The 16,597-nt window shown below is 64.4% G+C and carries 16 protein-coding genes; 4 read left to right on the plus strand and 12 right to left on the minus strand.

Features of this window, described 5'->3' with window-relative positions; genetic code table 11:
* Position 1: 1 nt before the first annotated feature.
* The 5 genes from mdcE to mdcA are packed head-to-tail and all read right to left on the minus strand — an operon-like array spanning position 2 to position 4,549.
* Complete coding sequence (mdcE, locus tag OCX61_RS14505; protein WP_261940109.1) at positions 2-793, minus strand: biotin-independent malonate decarboxylase subunit gamma; 792 nt, start codon at positions 791-793, stop codon at positions 2-4.
* Positions 793-1,638, minus strand: coding sequence for a biotin-independent malonate decarboxylase subunit beta (locus OCX61_RS14510; protein ID WP_261940110.1), 846 nt, complete (start codon positions 1,636-1,638; stop codon positions 793-795). Before OCX61_RS14510 ends, mdcE begins: the two co-directional genes overlap by 1 nt.
* Positions 1,631-1,930, minus strand: coding sequence for a malonate decarboxylase subunit delta (locus OCX61_RS14515; RefSeq protein WP_060484751.1), 300 nt, complete (start codon positions 1,928-1,930; stop codon positions 1,631-1,633). Before OCX61_RS14515 ends, OCX61_RS14510 begins: the two co-directional genes overlap by 8 nt.
* A gap of 1 nt (position 1,931) precedes the next feature.
* Positions 1,932-2,888, minus strand: a complete 957-nt coding sequence (locus tag OCX61_RS14520) for a triphosphoribosyl-dephospho-CoA synthase (RefSeq protein ID WP_261940111.1) — start codon at positions 2,886-2,888, stop codon at positions 1,932-1,934.
* Positions 2,888-4,549 carry a malonate decarboxylase subunit alpha gene (gene mdcA / locus OCX61_RS14525; protein ID WP_261940112.1) on the minus strand — a complete coding sequence of 554 codons (1,662 nt, stop codon included), beginning with the start codon at positions 4,547-4,549 and terminating at the stop codon, positions 2,888-2,890. The genes OCX61_RS14520 and mdcA overlap by 1 nt, the downstream gene beginning before the upstream one ends.
* A gap of 519 nt (positions 4,550-5,068) precedes the next feature.
* On the opposite strand from mdcA, the gene OCX61_RS14530 reads away from it, so the two are divergent.
* Positions 5,069-6,139, plus strand: coding sequence for an enoyl-CoA hydratase/isomerase family protein (locus OCX61_RS14530; protein WP_261940113.1), 1,071 nt, complete (start codon positions 5,069-5,071; stop codon positions 6,137-6,139).
* A gap of 16 nt (positions 6,140-6,155) precedes the next feature.
* On the plus strand, positions 6,156-7,307 hold the full coding sequence (locus tag OCX61_RS14535) for an acyl-CoA dehydrogenase family protein (protein ID WP_261940114.1): 1,152 nt from the start codon (positions 6,156-6,158) through the stop codon (positions 7,305-7,307).
* A 6-nt stretch (positions 7,308-7,313) separates the two neighbouring features.
* Here OCX61_RS14535 and OCX61_RS14540 read toward each other — a convergent pair whose 3' ends face one another.
* From OCX61_RS14540 to mntP, 4 genes are all read right to left on the minus strand, one after another.
* The gene (locus tag OCX61_RS14540; RefSeq protein WP_261940115.1) at positions 7,314-8,270 is read right to left on the minus strand and encodes an AraC family transcriptional regulator; all 957 of its coding nucleotides are present in this window, start codon (positions 8,268-8,270) and stop codon (positions 7,314-7,316) included.
* 354 nt (positions 8,271-8,624) lie between these two features.
* The gene (locus OCX61_RS14545; RefSeq protein WP_261940116.1) at positions 8,625-9,356 is read right to left on the minus strand and encodes a hypothetical protein; all 732 of its coding nucleotides are present in this window, start codon (positions 9,354-9,356) and stop codon (positions 8,625-8,627) included.
* Between the two features lie 225 nt (positions 9,357-9,581).
* Complete coding sequence (hisN, locus tag OCX61_RS14550) at positions 9,582-10,373, minus strand: histidinol-phosphatase (protein WP_261940117.1); 792 nt, start codon at positions 10,371-10,373, stop codon at positions 9,582-9,584.
* 54 nt (positions 10,374-10,427) lie between these two features.
* Entirely contained in the window at positions 10,428-10,994 is a 567-nt protein-coding gene (mntP, locus tag OCX61_RS14555; protein ID WP_261940118.1) for a manganese efflux pump MntP, read from the minus strand.
* A gap of 301 nt (positions 10,995-11,295) precedes the next feature.
* Between mntP and OCX61_RS14560 the strand changes: the two genes are divergently transcribed.
* Both OCX61_RS14560 and OCX61_RS14565 read left to right on the plus strand, forming a co-directional pair.
* Positions 11,296-12,186, plus strand: coding sequence for a universal stress protein (locus tag OCX61_RS14560; RefSeq protein WP_261940119.1), 891 nt, complete (start codon positions 11,296-11,298; stop codon positions 12,184-12,186).
* Positions 12,187-12,430: 244 nt separating this feature from the next.
* On the plus strand, positions 12,431-14,566 hold the full coding sequence (locus OCX61_RS14565; protein WP_261940120.1) for a TonB-dependent siderophore receptor: 2,136 nt from the start codon (positions 12,431-12,433) through the stop codon (positions 14,564-14,566).
* A gap of 33 nt (positions 14,567-14,599) precedes the next feature.
* Here OCX61_RS14565 and OCX61_RS14570 read toward each other — a convergent pair whose 3' ends face one another.
* From OCX61_RS14570 to OCX61_RS14580, 3 genes are all read right to left on the minus strand, one after another.
* Complete coding sequence (locus OCX61_RS14570) at positions 14,600-15,121, minus strand: acyloxyacyl hydrolase (RefSeq protein WP_261940121.1); 522 nt, start codon at positions 15,119-15,121, stop codon at positions 14,600-14,602.
* Between the two features lie 181 nt (positions 15,122-15,302).
* A complete protein-coding gene (locus tag OCX61_RS14575; protein ID WP_261940122.1) occupies positions 15,303-16,049 on the minus strand; it encodes a phytanoyl-CoA dioxygenase family protein in 747 nt (248 codons plus the stop codon).
* Between the two features lie 55 nt (positions 16,050-16,104).
* A complete protein-coding gene (locus OCX61_RS14580) occupies positions 16,105-16,557 on the minus strand; it encodes a carboxypeptidase regulatory-like domain-containing protein (RefSeq protein WP_261940123.1) in 453 nt (150 codons plus the stop codon).
* Positions 16,558-16,597: the final 40 nt, after the last annotated feature.

A 16,597-nucleotide genomic window follows, 5' to 3' on the forward strand; every position in this document is an offset into this window, starting at 1 on the left:
CTCAGGCCTCCTGCCACTGGCTGCGCAAACGTGCGCGCACGTCCCGGGAGGCGCTGCGGTTTTCACCGCCCAGCCGCGATTGCAGGTCAGTCGAATGGCCGATATCGCGCACCGCCTCGGCCAGGCAGGCGCGAACCTGCGCAATATCGCTGGCACTCGGCGCGTCGGCGCTCTCGACCTGGAGGCGCCGCCACAGCAAGCCCAGCGAGGCATAACTGGCGAGGTCATAGGCCATCGGTGGCACCTCGGCGGCCAGCGCCTCGAGCTGTTCGACACTGCGCAAGGTAATGCGCGCCGCCGCCGCCTTGCCCATGGCGTGTACCATCACCCCGCTGTCATCCAGCGCGATCAGCCGTTGCGCCTGGTAGCCGTGGGCCAGGAAGGCGCCGGACATGGCCTTGCCGACCAGCAGGCCTATCACTGGGTGCCCCGCCAGGCGCGCCTGGGCGTAGGCCTGCACGGCAGCGGCCAGTGCCTGGTGGATACCCAGGGCTTCTTCACGGCGGCCATAGGCCTGGCTCGGCACATCGATGATCGCGACGATGGCCCGTTTCTCGCCTTCGCGGTCCAGCGCCATTGCATCGCTCACGGCCTTGGCCAGGCCCCAGCCTTCCAGCAGGCCGACCTCGCCCGTACGCGCCCGTGGGAACGGGTTGTGCGCGTCCGGTACCACGGCAATGAAGCGCGCCAAGCGGTTATCCAGTTCGCCGTCGACCACCTGCAACGAGGCGGGATAACCCGCCAGCGGTTCGCCACCGGCCAGGCCCGGCAGCCAGTTCAAGGCACGGTTCATCAGGCTTCTCCTTGATAGAGGGCACGCACGGCAGCGGCGTCCAGTTGCGGGCAATCGGCGCCAAGGCTGGCCAGGCGCTCCAGGTACCAGGCATGGCGGCCAGCGCGGTTGGCCGATGGGCTGTCCAGCAGGTGCAGCAACTGCTGGCGGATGCGGTCGACGTCGTCTGCCACATAGGCATCCACCAGGCCGCTGGCGTAACGTTGTTGGCCACCGGTCAGGCTCCAGATGAAGGGGCGGTCCTTGGCGTCGTACTCGGCGATACCCGCCTCCTGCTCGATCACTTGCGGGCCGTTGAGGCCCAGGCGTGCTTCACGGGTAACCAACAGGTGGCTGCACAGCCCGGCCGCAATGGACATGCCACCGAAGCAGCCGACCGAGCCTGCGATCAGGCCGATCACCGGTTGATGGGCGCGCAGCTCGACGATCGCTGCCTGGATTTCGGCAATCGCCGCCAGCCCGAGGTTGGCCTCTTGCAGGCGTACGCCACCGGTCTCCAGCAACAGTACGGCGCAGGTGGGGATGCCGTTGCGGTTGTCCTCGATGGCCAGCTCCAGGGCGCCGGCGATCTTCGCACCGCCCACTTCACCCATGCTGCCGCCCTGGAACGCGCCTTCGATGGCGGCGATCACCGTGTGGCGGCCAGCGAGCAGGCCTTTGCCGATGACCACGCCGTCGTCGGCCTGGGGCACGATGCCCTGGCGCGGCAGCCACGGCGACATCAGGCGGTCGAATGGGCCGAGCAGTTCACGGAAACTGCCTGCGTCGAGCAAGGCGCGGGCACGCTGGCGGGCGCCGAGCTCGACCAAGCTGCGGCTTTGCAGCAGGCGGGCGGTGTCAGTCATGGGCAATCTCCTCGAAACCTTGCTCCAGGCGCAGGCGCACGACCCCCGGGGTGGCGCCAAAGTCGTGAATGTCGATCTTCACCGCGGGCAACGTGCGGCCATCGAACAGGCGCTGGAACAGCTGCTGCCAGCGTGCGCTGCTGCCGTTGACCGAAGTGACCACCTGGATGTCCAGGCGGCCGGCGCTGCCGGGCTCGATCAGCACTTCCAGGTCGCCAGAGCTGACGCAGCCGACCAAGGTGCGGCCACGGCCTGGCTCGGCGGCGGGGAATTGAAAGTTCAGGGTTTCCATTTCACAGGCTCCCGGCTTTGTCGAGGAACAGGCAGGCAGCCAGCAGATCGGCGGCGCCGCCCGGTGAGGCGTTCAGTTGCAGGAGTTGCGCTTCCAGTTGGCGTAGCTGGCGGCGGCCGTCGAGGGTGGCGCTGCCACCGGCATCGAGCACCGCGCGGGCGCCCGCTTGCAGGGTTTGCAGGCCTTGCGGGCCGGCGCGCCAGAGCACGCAGGTGTCGCTGAGCGCGGCCATGATCGCCAGCAAGGCATCCAGCCGAGCCTGGCTTTCGCTGGCACCGTTGGCGCGGCTGCGGCGCAGCTGTGGCAGGCCGTGTTCGAGCACGGCGGGGAAGCCTTGCTGGGCCTGTTCGCGGGCACCGCTGGCGCCGTAGCGGTGGCGGACCTGGGTGCCATGGCTGTGCTCGGCAGGCGCCACCGGGTCGTCGATCAAGGCGATGCGCCCGGCACGGGCGGCAACTGCCAAGGGATCGGATTTGGCATCGAGGGCTTGCGCGGCCACCAACAGGCCAAGGGCCCAGATCGCACCGCGATGGGTATTGATGCCGCCGGTGGTGGCGAGCATGGCCTGCTCGCCTTCGCGGCCGATACGGCCCAGGTCGGCGCGCAGCAGTGCTGTGATCTCGCCATGGGCCTGCGCGGCCTCGGCCATCTGGCGCAGACAAGGCCACAGGGCCAGCGCCGACGCGTGCATCAGGGCCAGGGTCATGTCGCTGTGGGCGCCACTGCTGCGGCGATCGACCAGGCCGGGTTTGGGCGACAGGTCGGCTTCGTCGATGAGAGCTTCAACTGCCAGGTCGGCAAGGTGCTCAGCCAGGGAGATATTGCTTTGCTGCGCCGGCCTCTTCGCGGGCAAGCCCGCTCCCACAGGTATCGCGCCGCCCCCAAGGCCGCCGGTATCCTTGTGGGAGCGAGCTTGCTCGCGAAGAAGCTGATACGGTTTCAAGTCATGCACATTCATCACCAGCTCCTGAACCGTGCGGGCGGGTTGTAGAGGCCGCCGGACCACTCGACCAGGTCGGCAATGCTGCGCGCGGCGAGCAGCTCGCGGCTGGCGTCGGTGCGGCGGATGCCAAGGTCCTCGGGCAAGGCGACCAGCCCTTGCTGACGCAGGCGCAAGGTGTCCTTGGGATCGTGGCGCAGGCCGATGGCGGTGACGCCGGCCACGGCGGCGATCATCTGCTGGCGCTCCTCAAGGGTGCGCGCCTTGTACAGGTATGCGATGCCTTCCTCGGTGAGCAGGTGGGTGACGTCGTCGCCATAGATCATCACCGGTGCCAACGGCATACCGGCTTTCTTCGCCACTTCCACCGCGTCGAGGGTTTCGACGAAGGTGGGTTTGCCGCCTTCCTGATAGGTCTCGACCATCTGCACCACCAGCTTGCGGCCACGCTCAAGCAGGGTCTCGGGCACCGTCATGTCGAGCCAGGCCGGGGTCGCATGGCGCCGGCCGCGAGGGTCGTGGCCCATGTTCGGGGCCCCGCCGAAGCCCGCCAGGCGGCCACGGGTGACGGTCGAGGAATGGCCGTCGCCGTCGACCTGCAAGGTGGCGCCGATGAACAGGTCGACCGCGTACTGCCCTGCCAGCTGGCACATCATGCGGTTGGAGCGCAGCGAACCATCGCGGCCGGTGAAGAATACGTCGGGGCGCTGGGCGATGTAGTCCTCCATGCCCAGTTCGGTGCCGAAGCAGTGCACGCTCTCGACCCAGCCGGTCTCGATGGCCGGGATCAGGGTCGGGTGCGGGTTGAGGGTCCAGTTGCGGCAGATCTTGCCTTTGAGGCCCAGCGACTCACCGTAGGTAGGCAGAATCAGCTCGATGGCGGCGGTGTTGAAACCGATGCCGTGGTTCAGTGACTGCACCCGGTGCTTCTCGTAGATGCCGCGGATCGCCATCATCGCCATCAGTACATGCACCGGCTTGATGTGGCGCGGGTCGCGGGTGAACAGCGGTTCGATGTAGAACGGCTGGTCGGCGACCACCACAAAGTCGACCCAGGACGCCGGAATATCCACACGCGGCAGGTCGTCGACGCGGTCCACCAGCTGGTTGACCTGGGCGATCACCAGGCCGTCGCTGAACGCGGCAGGTTCGACCAGCGCCGGGGTGTCTTCGGTGCTGGGGCCGGTGTACAGGTTGCCCTCGCGGTCGGCCATGAAACCGGCGACCAGGGTGACATTGGGGATCAGGTCGACCAGCAGCCGCGAGTACAACTCGATATAGGTGTGGATGGCGCCGACTTCGAGCAGGCCGTCTTCCAGCAGCTGGCCGATGCGCAGGCTCTGCGGGCCGGCGAAGGAGAAGTCGAGCTTGCGGGCGATGCCGCGTTCGAACAGGTCCAGGTGCTCGGCGCGGCTGACGCTCGGCATGATCATGTGCAGGTCGTGCAGGCGCTCAGGGTCGGCCTTGGCCAGCGAACGCGAGAGAAAGTCGGCCTGCTTCTGGTTGTTGCCTTCGAGCACCACCCGGTCGCCGGGGGCAATCAGCAGTTCCAGGGCTTCGACGATCCGCTCGGTGGGCAGCACCACACCATCGGCCAAATGGCGGACGCGGTCCAGGCGGCGCTGCTTCTCGGCGCGCCGCCTGGACCATTGCGGCGGTGGATTCTTCGTTATGGTCATTGGGTGACTCCACGGGTTCGCTGTCGTGGGGGCACATTAGGGCGCGCGGGAATTGGGGATCAATCAAGCTACGGGGTTGATCGTTACGGTCAGGGTAATGAAAATTGGATTAGATGTGTTTGGCTTGGGTTGTTCAGCGCCTGTGAGACCGAGCGCCGCCCGCGCGGCGCATCGCGAGCTGCGCTCGCTCCTACGTTTGTTTCGGGCCAATCAGGCCTGGGGGATTCGCGCGCGAACGCCTTGGCGCATGGCGCGATATCGCGTCGTACGACAAGGCGGTCGCGCGCGCCTGTCACAGGCATTACTGGCCCGAAACAAACGTAGGAGCGAGCGCAGCTCGCGATGCGCCGCGCGGGCGGCGCTCGGTCTCACAGGCGCTGAATGGCTCAAGGCAAAAACGCACGATCCCCCTGCAGATTTGTCCATTGTGCAGGATAATTTCGCATGCCAGGATCCAGCGATCCTCCAGCGCACTCCAGACTTCACTTGGAAAATCAATAACAAAGCAGGGAGAACGCGATGACCGCGCACGCTCATACCTCGGCAACGGCTCATGTACTGGCCGAGGTCCGCAATCAGATTGGCCACCTCACCCTCAACCGCCCAGCAGGCCTCAACGCCCTGACCCTGGACATGGTGCGCAGCCTGCGCCAGCACTTCGACCAATGGGCCGAAGACCCTCAGGTGCAGGCCGTGATGCTGCGCGGCGAAGGGCCCAAGGGCTTCTGCGCCGGCGGTGATATCCGCTCGTTGCACGACAGCTACAAAGCCGGCGAAACCCTGCACGAAGACTTCTTCGTCGAGGAATACGCCCTGGACCTGGCCATCCACCGCTACCGCAAGCCGGTGCTGGTGCTGATGGACGGTTTCACCCTCGGTGGCGGCATGGGCCTGGCTCAGGGCTGCGACCTGCGCATCGTCACCGAACGCAGCCGCCTGGGCATGCCCGAAGTCGGCATCGGCTACTTCCCGGACGTTGGCGGCAGCTACTTCCTGTCGCGCATCCCGGGTGAACTGGGCACCTACCTGGGCGTCAGCGGCACCCAGATCCAGGCCGCCGATGCGCTGTACTGCGGGCTCGCCGACTGGTACCTGTCCAGCGACAAGCTCGCGGCCCTGGATGAAGGCCTCGACCAGCTGCGCTTCGGCGCCCACCCGCTCAAGGACCTGCAAAACCTGCTGGCCAGGCTCGGCAGCCAGGTGCTGGACAATGCGCCGCTAGAAAAGCTGCGCCCAGTCATCGACCATTTCTTCGCCCAGCCCGACCTGGGGGCGATCATCGAGCAGTTGCGCGCCGTGAGCATTGGCGACAGCCACCCCTGGGCGATAGCCACTGCCGACCAGCTGGAAAGCCGCTCGCCGCTGGCCATGGCGGTTACCCTGGAGATGCTGCGCCGCGGGCGCCATCTGGCGCTGGAAGACTGTTTCGCCATGGAGCTGCATATCGACCGCCAGTGGTTCCAGTACGGCGACATCATCGAGGGCGTACGCGCCCTGATCATCGACAAGGACAAGCAGCCGCGCTGGAACCCGCCGACCCTGGCCGGGCTGTCGCGCCAGCGGGTCGACCAATTCTTCGAAGGCCTGTGAGCCCGGGAGTACACAGATGCAAGACCTGGAACTGAGCGAAGAACAGATCATGATCCGCGACATGGCCCGGGACTTCGCCCGTGGCGAAATCGCCCCGCATGCCCAGGCCTGGGAAAAGGCCGGCTGGATCGACGATGGGGTGGTGCGCAAGATGGGCGAGCTGGGGCTGCTCGGCATGGTCGTGCCCGAAGACTTTGGCGGCAGCTACACCGACTATGTGGCCTATGCCCTGGCAGTCGAGGAAATCGCCGCCGGTTGCGGCGCCACCGGCGCGATGATGAGCATCCACAACTCGGTCGGTTGCGGCCCCCTGCTCGCATACGGCACGCCCGACCAGCAACAGGCCTGGCTGCCGCGCCTGGCCACTGGCGAGGTGATCGGCTGCTTCTGCCTGACCGAGCCCCAGGCGGGCTCCGAAGCGCACAACCTGCGCACCCGTGCCGAGCTGGTCAATGGCGAGTGGGTGATCAACGGGTCCAAGCAGTTCGTCAGCAACGCCCGCCGTGCCGGCCTGGCCATCGTGTTCGCCGTCACCGACCCGGAGCTGGGCAAGAAAGGCCTTTCAGCGTTCCTGGTGCCAACCGACAACCCGGGCTTCAAGGTCGACCGCAGCGAGCACAAGATGGGCATCCGCGCCTCCGACACCTGCGCGGTGACCTTCGACAACTGCCGCATCCCGGCAGCCAACATCCTCGGTGAACGTGGCAAGGGCCTGGCCATCGCCCTGTCCAACCTCGAAGGCGGCCGCATCGGCATCGCCGCCCAGGCCTTGGGCATCGCCCGCGCGGCATTCGAGGCTGCACTGGTGTATTCGCGTGATCGCATCCAGTTCGGCAAGCCGATCAACGAGCACCAGAGCATCGCCAACCTGCTGGCCGACATGCAGGTGCAGGTGAACGCTGCGCGCTTGCTGATCCTGCATGCCGCGCGGCTGCGCACAGCGGGCAAGCCGTGCCTGTCGGAGGCCTCGCAGGCCAAGCTGTTCGCTTCGGAAATGGCCGAGCGGGTGTGCTCGATGGCCATTCAGGTGCATGGCGGGTATGGCTACCTGGAGGACTATCCGGTCGAGCGCTACTACCGCGATGCGCGCATTACCCAGATCTACGAGGGGTCGAGCGAAATCCAGCGCATGCTGATCGCCCGCGAACTCAAGCACTACCCCATGTAATCCCTCTCAATGGCGCTGCCTGAAGGTTTCCGAAGGCAGCTCGCCAAAGCGCTGGCGATACACCTCGGAGAACCGCCCCAGGTGCAGGAAGCCGTAATCCATGGCCAGTTCGGTGACGCTGCGCACCGCGCAGCTGCCATCGCTCAGGCACGCATGCACGCGCTCCAGCTTGCGCCGGCGCACATACTGTTTGGGTGTGGTGCCCAGGTGCCGATCGAACAGTGCGTACAGCGAACGCACACTCATGCAGGCCTGCTCCGCCAGCGCTTCGGCGGCTAGCTCCAGTTTGAGATTGCGGTCGATGTAATCGAGGATCCGCTCCAGGCTCGCCCCCGGCGTACCCAGGCTCTCGCGACGGATATTGGTGCTCATCAGGGTCATCAGCTTGCTGGCGACGATCTGGCTGTAATGGCCCTGTACGCGCGGCAGCGAATCACTGACTTCGGCTTCGTGGCACACCATGGCCAGCAGGTTGACGAAGCCATCCAGCTCGTCCAGCCGGTAGTGGTTGCGCAAGAACCGCACGCCGCCGTCCGGGCGCTGCCAGCGCTGTTCGTCGCAGATGGTGTCGAGCAGCCGGGTCGGCACCTTGAGGATGAATTTCTCGCAGTCTTCGGAATAGGTCAGGTCGACCGGGTCGTCCGGGTTGATCAGCAACAGCTCGCCGGGCACCAGGTGGTGCTCGCGCTGGTGCCCGCGCCACAGGCAGTTGCCGTTGAGCAGCACCTGCAGGTGGTAGATGGATTCCAGCGCCGGCGAGGTGACCCGCACGCTGCCGCCATAGCTGATACGGCACAGGTCGAGTTCGGCGAACTTGCGGTGGCTGAGGCTGGCCTGCGGGTGGGTGGTGCGCGCCAGGCCGATGCAGTGCTGGCCGACGTGCTGGTTGACGTAGTCGGACACCGCATAAGGGTCGGCGTGATGGAACACGCTACTGCGCTCGCTCAGCAGGCGGCTTTCCATAGGCAAGGCACTCGGTATCGTTATTGTTCTGGGCGCCGCTTCCTACTGGCCCCAGGGCCTGTGGATGCGGTCGTTCACGGTCATTCTATCGGGCCGTGGTCGGGCATCTGCGGGCAGCTGACCACTGGCGTACAGGTCACACACTAAGCAAAAAGGCGGGGGTTGGGCAATGAGATATTCGGATTGGGTGGGCGGATAGCGGACAGTGGAGCGCAGGCTGAAGGGCGATTATCGAACAGCTAGCGAAAGCACCGATCAGGTTCTCGATATTTGGCGTGCATCTACGCCATGTAAAGGCTGGAGTGCTGAGAATCCTGAGTGTAAACCTGACAGCTGAGACGCCTCAGGGCCGCTTCACTGCACCGGCAGGAAGTTCATCAACAACAAACTCTGCGCATAATTCAACCCAATCCGCCGATACCGCTCATCCAGCAGCTCCGCCAGCAGATCCAGCCGCGCCACGATCTTGCCGAATTCCACGGCAAAACTCAGGTTGCTGCCCTCCTCCGATATTTCATTGGAGAATAGCAACAGCACCCCATTGGCATCCTGGCGCTGGCTGAGCATCCACGTTGCCTTCTCGATATTGCGCGCCGCGTTGTTGACGAACAGCGGGTCGATGGTATCGGTCATGTAGAACTCGGTACGCCCGCCGTGCGCGGTGATCAGCATGCTGCCGATGGCGTAGATGAAAGCGCCGACCCGGTCGCCGCGAAATTCCGGGCTCAAGGCATAGCTCAGGGCGGCGAGGTCGCGGCGGTTTCCCAGTTGCGGCAAGGGCTGGCGCTGTTCGATGGCGATGCGGATCTGCCGCTCGGCCGTGGCGGCGTCGAGGTAGCCGGACATCTTCAACTGGCTGGGATTGCGCAGGTACAGCTTGTTCATCAGCAGGTACAGGCTCTGCAGGTTGTCGCGCATGGCCAGCGTGGCCATACGGTCGACACTGGTCTGGAACAGCTCGCTGGGCTTGCCGTCGCCGAACTGGCTGACGATGTCGTGGCCTTGCTGCTGGCTGCAACCAGTCAGGCCTATCAGGGCGCCTGCCAGCAGCAGGCGTGGGAAAAATCGGGGATTGCTTGCAACCATCGGCACCGGGTCGATATTCGGCGGCCGCACCGGGGGTCAGTGCGGCCTGACCAAGCATAGAGCCCGGAAATCGGAAAAAGTGCGGTGATTGGCCATTTGGGATACCTGTGCTGGCCCCTTCGCGGGTAAACCCGCTCCCACAGAGACAGCACAGTTTTCAGAAACTGTGATGTACCTGTGGGAGCGGGTTTACCCGCGAAGGGGCCAGTACAGGCAACACATCAACTACATGGCGTGACGCAACATCTCCACCACCTGCGCATGCAACACCGGATCACCACAAGCCACCACGCACCCACCATTCTGCGCGCTGCTGCCATCCCACGCGGTGATCACCCCGCCCGCCCCTTCGATGATCGGCATCAGCGCCTGCACGTCATACGGCTGCAGGCTCGCCTCGACGATCACGTCGACAAAGCCCGAGGCCAGCATGCAATAGGCATAGCAATCACCACCGTAGCGCATCAAGCGTGCCTTCCCAGCCAAAGCTTCGAAAGCGGCCTTGCGCTCGGTGGTGTCGAACATGTCCGGCGTGGTGCACATCAGCGTGGCCGCAGCCAGGTCGGTGCAAGCGCGAGTTTTCAGCGGCGTGCCGCTGCGCCAGGCACCTGCGGGGGTGCCGACGAAACGTTCGCCGGTGAACGGCTGGTTCATCACCCCCACCACCGGCCGTGTCCCATCGTTCAGGGCAATCAACGTGCCCCACAGCGGCAGGCCGGTGATGAAGGCCCGGGTGCCATCGATCGGGTCAAGCACCCAGGTCAGCGGGCTGCTGCCCACCGCCACGCCGGCCTCTTCACCGAGAATGCCGTGCTCCGGGTAACGCGCCTGGATCAGTTCACGCATGGCATCCTCGGCCGCCTTGTCGGCCACGGTCACCGGGTCGTACAGGCGCCCGCCCTTGTCCTCGACCTCCAGGCTGGCACGGAAGTACGGCTTGATCGCCAAAGCAGCGGCATCGGCCAGCTGCTCGGCGAAGGCTTGGAATTCGCCGATCTGTTCAGCGCTCAGGGACATGGGGCAGGCCTCGTGGAAAATGTCGGGGCTGCATCATACCCGACAACCCGCCAATTACACCGCTGTCAGGTGCTCATAGAGAATGGTCGTACCCACCAGCATCAGCACGATGCCCCCCATGATCTCGGCGCGCTTGCCCACCACCGAGCCCAACGCTCGCCCGAGCATGGTGCCGATCGTCACCATGGTCATGGTTGCCAGGCCGATCGCTGCTGCCGCTACCCAGATGTTCACATCGACGAACGCCAGGCCGATGCCCACCGCCAAGGCATCGATGCTGGTGGCCACAGCGGTCACCGCAAGGATCCAGAACGAGTGCTGGCTCTGTTTCTGTTCCTCTTCGTCATCCGGTTTCAGGCCGGCATGCACCATGTGCGCGCCGAGCAGCAGCAACAGGGTAAAGGCGATCCAGTGGTCCCACTGTTCGACATACTGGCTGGCCGCCTGGCCCAGCAGCCAGCCGATGACCGGGGTGATGGCCTCGATGACGCCAAAGATCAGGCCGGTGCGCAGGGCCTCGGCCAAACGTGGCTTGTGCAGGCTGGAGCCCTTGCCGATGGCGGCCGCGAAGGCATCGGTGGACATGGCGAAGGCGAGAAAGACAAGGGAAATGGGATTCAACGATCAGACTCCAGCCGGGCAACGAGTCAACGACAGACGACCTGCAGGCCCGGCTTGGCTGCAGGAAGGTCGTTGGTCTCGCCAATCCGGGTGGATGCGCTGGCCATGGCAGGTTGCCAAATATGTTGACCAGAGCGCCTTCGCAGGGTGCGAAGGCAGGCTACTCCCCAAAGAGTGGCGCGATGATAGCAGCGCCAGGTGAAAAAAGCATGATGGGTTTTGCCTGGCGCTAGCGGGTCTAGACTGTACAGACCAGATGACATGGCATGAACCGGGGGGCTGCCACACGTGGAGGTGTGCGATGAGCCAGTTCAAGCGTTTGTTCGTCATGCTCGGCCCGCAAATGCGCCATACCCCGGCACTGCAGCGCGCAGCGGCGCTGGCCGAGTCCAGTGGCGCGCTGCTGGATATAAATGTGTTCGTCGACGATGTCGACACCTTCGGCCTGATGAGCGATGGCCACGAGCGTGAGCGGCTGCTCGCCGACAACCGCCAGTGGCTGGCCGACGAGGCCGAGCAGCTGGGCAACGCCGGGCTCGACGTTTCCACCGAACTGCTGCTGACACGCGACCCGCTGGGCAGTGTGCTCGAGCGTATCGAACAGCTGGGTTGCGACCTGTTGATCAAGGACGTGCAGCACGAACCGGTGCTCAAGCGGCTGCTGGTTACCCCACTGGACTGGCAATTGCTCAAGGAAAGCCCGGTGGCCGTGCACCTGGTCAGCGACATCCGCCTGCCACTGCCCCGGCAGATTGCGGCGGCGGTGGACCTCAACTGCCACGGTGCGGGCGAACACCTGGACGATCAGGTGATCCACAGCGCCCATGCCCTGGCCCTGCAATGCAATGCCGAACTCCACCTGCTGCATGTGTGTGATGCAGCCAAGACCCATATCGCCGACTTTGGTGCTGGCACCGTCACCATGCCGGGGTTCGATACCAGCGTGCGCACGGCGCAGCGGGCGGCGTTCAACCGGCTGGGCGACCACCACCAGATTGCGCTGGAGCGGCGGCATTTTGTGGAGGGTGCGGCGATCCGGGCGATTGCCCAGTTCGTCAGCCACAGCCGGGTCGATGTGATCGTGATGGGCAGCCATCGGCATGATGCGATGCAGACATTCCTGGGTGGCACCACCGCGCATGTGCTGGAGCATCCGCTGTGCAATGTGCTGGCGATCAAGGGCACCCGCTGAATCTTGCACTGACCGAACTGGCCTTTTCGCGGGTAAACCCGCTCCCACAGGTATACCAACAGCTTGAAGAGCTGCGGGGGCCTTGTGGGAGCGGGCTTGCCCGCGAAGAGGCCGGCACAGGCAACCACATGGTATCTGGCACACCAGTCCCATTTAAAAAGAATGCATTTGATAATGATTCGTAGTAGTTTTCCGACGCTTCCCCCACTTTCCTTCAGCGCCCTACTCCAGGATCGTACCGTCGATGCGTCGCACGTTCGTTTCGCTTTGTGTGCTTCAAGCTATCTCCCCGCTGGCCTTTGCCGAGCCTGAACCGCTCCGCGACTCTGCCCAGATCGAACTCCAGGCCCTGAACATCACCAGCAGCGCCGACAGCGAGCGTGCCGATGGCCCGGTGGATGGCTACAAGGCCAGCCGCTCGGCCAGTGCCACACGCACTGACACAGCCCTGCACGAGACCCCGCAATCGATCAGCGTGGTACCCAAGGATGTGCTCGAAGACACCGGGGCTACCCGCCTGCAGGATGGCCTGGACTATGCCGGCGGCGTCGGCCGCGCCAACAATTTCGGCGGCCAGGGCCTGACCACCTTCACCGTGCGCGGCTTCACCACCGGCGAGTTCTACCGCAACGGCTTCCCGATCAACCGCGGCTACCCCAACGCCCCCGACGCCAACACCGTCGAACGCCTGGAAGTGATCCGTGGCCCGGCCACCAGCCTGTATGGCCGTGGTGACCCCGGCGGCACCTTCAACGTGGTCAGCAAGCAACCGCTGAGCGAGCCCAAGGTCACCCTCGGCAGCCAGTTCGACGACCAAGGCATGCACCGCGCCACCCTCGACGCCACTGGCCCGCTCAACAGCGACGGCTCGCTGGCCTACCGCCTGAACGTGCTGGGCGAAGGCGGCGAGAGCTTCCGCGACGACGTCGAGAGCGAACGCTACGACGTCGCACCGGTGATCAGCTGGCAGGTCAACGATGCCACCAAGGTCATCTTCGAAGGCGATTTCATGCGCAACAACCACCCGCTGGATCGCGGCCTGACCCGCCTGCCTGGCCAGCTCGGCACGGCTTCGCGCGACACCAACATCTGGGAAAAAGGCAGCGACAACCTGCTGCACAACGACAACAACATGGCCCAGTTGCGCTTCGAGCACTTGCTCAATGACAACTGGACCCTGGCCGGCGGCATGCAATGGCTGGACGGCTCGCTCAAGGGCAATGCCGTGGAAGCCAACGGCTTGCAGGCCGACGGCCGCACGCTGGGGCGCAACTTCAACCACCGCAAGCTGGAATGGACCGACCGCGACTACCAGCTCAACCTCACCGGCCACTTCGACACCGGAGGCTTCAGCCACACGCTGCTGACCGGCATCGAGTACGAAGACTACGACTACAACTCGATCATCCAGCGTTCGGCCGCAGGCGCCAATGCCTACCCGATCGACATTTTCGACCCGGTTCTGGGCCAGCCGCGCCCGGCCCTGACCCGCACCACCACCCATGACAAGGAAAACCTCAAGACCTGGGCGGCTTTCATCCAGGATCAGGTGGCCCTGACCGAGCGCCTGAAAGCCCTCGCCGGGGTACGTTTCGAGCGCTACGAGCATGACTACGACAACAAGCTGAACAATGCCGGTGACTTCAACAAAGGCGAGAACGGCGTCACCCCACGCTTTGGCTTGATCTACGACCTGACCGATACCGTTGCCGTCTACGCCAACACCGCGCGCTCGTTCAAGCCCAACAGCGGCGCCAGCCTGCAAGGCACGGGCTTCGACCCGGAAAAGGGCAAGTCATACGAGTTGGGTGTGAAATGGGAGGCGCTGGACCGTCAGTTGAGCGTGGACGCGGCGATCTACCACATCGTCAAGGAAAACGTGCTGACCCGCGATCCCAACGACCCGAGCGGCACCTACAGCGTCGCTGCCGGCGAAGTGCGTAGCCGCGGCCTGGACATCAACGTCGCAGGCAACCTGACGCCGGAATGGCGAATGATCGGCGGCTATGCCTACGTTGACGCCGAGGTGACCAAGGACAACAGCATCCCCACCGGCACCCGCCTGGCGAACATTCCGCGCAACAGCTTCAGCCTGCTCAACACCTATGAGTTCCAGGACGGGCTGGCCAAGGGGTTGGGCCTGGGGGTTGGCGTGAAGTACGTGGATGACCGCGCCGGGCAGACGGCGGCCAGCACCTACACCATGGAGCGCTACAGCGTGGTCGACCTGCTCAGCTTCTACAAGGTCAACGAGCACGTGCGCTTGAACCTGGATGTGAAGAACGTGTTCAACAAGGGGTATGACGAGGGCGCGTTCAATACCTACGTCTATCCAGGGGCGCCACGCACGGTGCAGGCTGGGGTTTCCTACACCTTCTAGAACACTGGGGCCGCTTTGCGGCCCCCCCCTGCATCAGAAGCCCTTGCTGTAGAACAGCGAGTACGACTCGATACCGTCGTTCGGCTGTTTGATGCCGGCATTGGAATAGTGAATCACACGCACCCCCACTTTCTGCTCACCAGGCAGCTTCAGGCCAAAGCCGATGCGGTCCTCGAAGTTGACGGCCGAACCCAGGTCATGGTCGCCCACTTCGGTCTTGGAGAAGGCCGCCAGGCCAATGCCCGCTTCGACATAAGGGGTGTAGGTGAAACCACTGAACTCATAGGTGAACACCGGGCTGAACGACAGCGAGTGGGCGCCGCTGGCATCGCCGCCTTCCCAGTAGGTGTAGGCCGCGTCCCAATAGCCCGTCACATACCCGATGTCGGTTTGCAGCCACTTCTTGTCCCAGTCGAACGACATGCCAAGACGGTAGGTCATGTCGCCCTGGCCGGTGGCTCCCACGGCACCGGAAACCTGTGCGGCGTGGGCCAGATGGCTGCCGGCGAGGGCCAATAGGGCGGCGGCCAGCGTGCTGGCGAGACGGGTTTTCATCAATGACTTCTCCTGATGGTCAACGCGGGCAAGTGGGGGCTTGGGCCCCTCGATTTTTGCGGTGAACGGTGCATCCAACCGGTCACACGAAGTAATACTTTTCTGATTATTGTCCAGATAATCAGAAAGTTGAAAGTGAATTGCCAGCATTGCTTGAATTTACCCAGCCTAACCAACCGCCTCAGTCGTACTCGGCCTCCTCATGCTCGCCCAACAGCCGCCGCTGCCGCGGGGTAGCCGCCTCCAGTACCCGCGGATTGAACTGCCAATTCAGGTAGGGGGAGAACTTCTGCGCCACCATGCGCCGGCCATAGTGCACCTGCAACATGTCGCGCTCGCGGGTAGTGCTGCAGTTGGCACCGCCGCTGTGCCAGACATCGCTGCGAAACACCAGTGCGTCACCCGCCTTGCACAGTACCGGCTGGGCCTCCCGCCCCTGCCATTGCTGTTCGCCGGGTTGCGGCGCACGCGCCGCGCGGTGGCTGCCTGGGACTACCCAAGTGGGGCCGATGTCGAGGTCGATATCGCTCAGGTACAGCTGCGCAGTCAGAATCTGCATGGGTTGACAAAAGTCGTCACGCGCGACCAGCCAGGCCGGCAACGTCATGGGCAGGTGATCCAGGTGCAGCTCCATGCCTGGGTAGCCAGGGTGGCTACGCCACGCGGTCTGGCCGATCACGTGGCAGTCTGCACCGAGCGCAGCTTCGGCAAGGTCGATCAACGGCGGCAGGTCGAGAAAGGGCAACCACAGCGGGTCACGATTGAACACGCACTTGTAGTGCTCCAACAGCCCTTGATAGTCCCAGTGCAGTGGCTGCAGGTCATCGATGGCGCAGCGCAGCAAGGCCACACGCACGCCATCGAGAACACCGCGCAACAGCACGTAGCCCTGCTCCTCCAGCGCTTGCAGTCGGGGGTCGAGATTCATGCCTCAGGGCTCCTGCTCGGGTGGAGTACAGATGTACTCCACCCATCATTGCCGATCAGTGCCAGTTCAGGCTCGCGGTGACAGGCGTCTTGCCATTCACCGTGACCTGTTGCTGGACCGTTCTGCCCTGGCCTTGGCCAATGACCTTGTACTGGCCGGGCGGCAACTGGACATACACCAGCGGGCCGGCATCCTGCAGGCTCAGTACCGACTTGCCTTGTGCGTTCTGGATATCGACTGCGGCGCCGCTTTCGAACTGGCCGTGGGCGCCGGTCGACAGTTCGACGTGCAGGTCATAACCCTTGGTGTGACGCAGGGCATTGGCTTCGTCCTGGCCGATACCGCCCTCGAGGTAACGCACGCCATTTTGTTCCTGCGGCTGCAGTTGCACGGCCTGCATGTCGATGGGGGCGTTGTGGTCGTCCACTTCTGCGGCGGCGGCCAGGGTCCAGGGCAGCGCCAGTGTGATCAGCAGCGTGGCGCCCAGAGCATAGTGATGGTTACGCATGGTCAGCTCCTCCTCAAGGAGATGGCTTACCTAATGTTTG

Source organism: Pseudomonas sp. LRP2-20, assembly GCF_024349685.1.
Taxonomy (GTDB): Bacteria; Pseudomonadota; Gammaproteobacteria; order Pseudomonadales; family Pseudomonadaceae; genus Aquipseudomonas.

Excerpts from the sequence above, each read along its gene's own strand:
- mdcE (WP_261940109.1), bottom strand. The coding sequence starts at position 793 with ATGAACCGTGCCTTGAACTGGCTGCCGGGCCTGGCCGGTGGCGAACCG.
- OCX61_RS14510 (WP_261940110.1), bottom strand. The coding sequence starts at position 1,638 with ATGACTGACACCGCCCGCCTGCTGCAAAGCCGCAGCTTGGTCGAGCTC.
- OCX61_RS14515 (WP_060484751.1), bottom strand. The coding sequence starts at position 1,930 with ATGGAAACCCTGAACTTTCAATTCCCCGCCGCCGAGCCAGGCCGTGGC.
- OCX61_RS14520 (WP_261940111.1), bottom strand. The coding sequence starts at position 2,888 with ATGAATGTGCATGACTTGAAACCGTATCAGCTTCTTCGCGAGCAAGCT.
- mdcA (WP_261940112.1), bottom strand. The coding sequence starts at position 4,549 with ATGACCATAACGAAGAATCCACCGCCGCAATGGTCCAGGCGGCGCGCC.
- OCX61_RS14530 (WP_261940113.1), top strand. The coding sequence starts at position 5,069 with ATGACCGCGCACGCTCATACCTCGGCAACGGCTCATGTACTGGCCGAG.
- OCX61_RS14535 (WP_261940114.1), top strand. The coding sequence starts at position 6,156 with ATGCAAGACCTGGAACTGAGCGAAGAACAGATCATGATCCGCGACATG.
- OCX61_RS14540 (WP_261940115.1), bottom strand. The coding sequence starts at position 8,270 with ATGGAAAGCCGCCTGCTGAGCGAGCGCAGTAGCGTGTTCCATCACGCC.
- OCX61_RS14545 (WP_261940116.1), bottom strand. The coding sequence starts at position 9,356 with ATGGTTGCAAGCAATCCCCGATTTTTCCCACGCCTGCTGCTGGCAGGC.
- hisN (WP_261940117.1), bottom strand. The coding sequence starts at position 10,373 with ATGTCCCTGAGCGCTGAACAGATCGGCGAATTCCAAGCCTTCGCCGAG.
- OCX61_RS14560 (WP_261940119.1), top strand. The coding sequence starts at position 11,296 with ATGAGCCAGTTCAAGCGTTTGTTCGTCATGCTCGGCCCGCAAATGCGC.
- OCX61_RS14565 (WP_261940120.1), top strand. The coding sequence starts at position 12,431 with ATGCGTCGCACGTTCGTTTCGCTTTGTGTGCTTCAAGCTATCTCCCCG.
- OCX61_RS14570 (WP_261940121.1), bottom strand. The coding sequence starts at position 15,121 with ATGAAAACCCGTCTCGCCAGCACGCTGGCCGCCGCCCTATTGGCCCTC.
- OCX61_RS14575 (WP_261940122.1), bottom strand. The coding sequence starts at position 16,049 with ATGAATCTCGACCCCCGACTGCAAGCGCTGGAGGAGCAGGGCTACGTG.
- OCX61_RS14580 (WP_261940123.1), bottom strand. The coding sequence starts at position 16,557 with ATGCGTAACCATCACTATGCTCTGGGCGCCACGCTGCTGATCACACTG.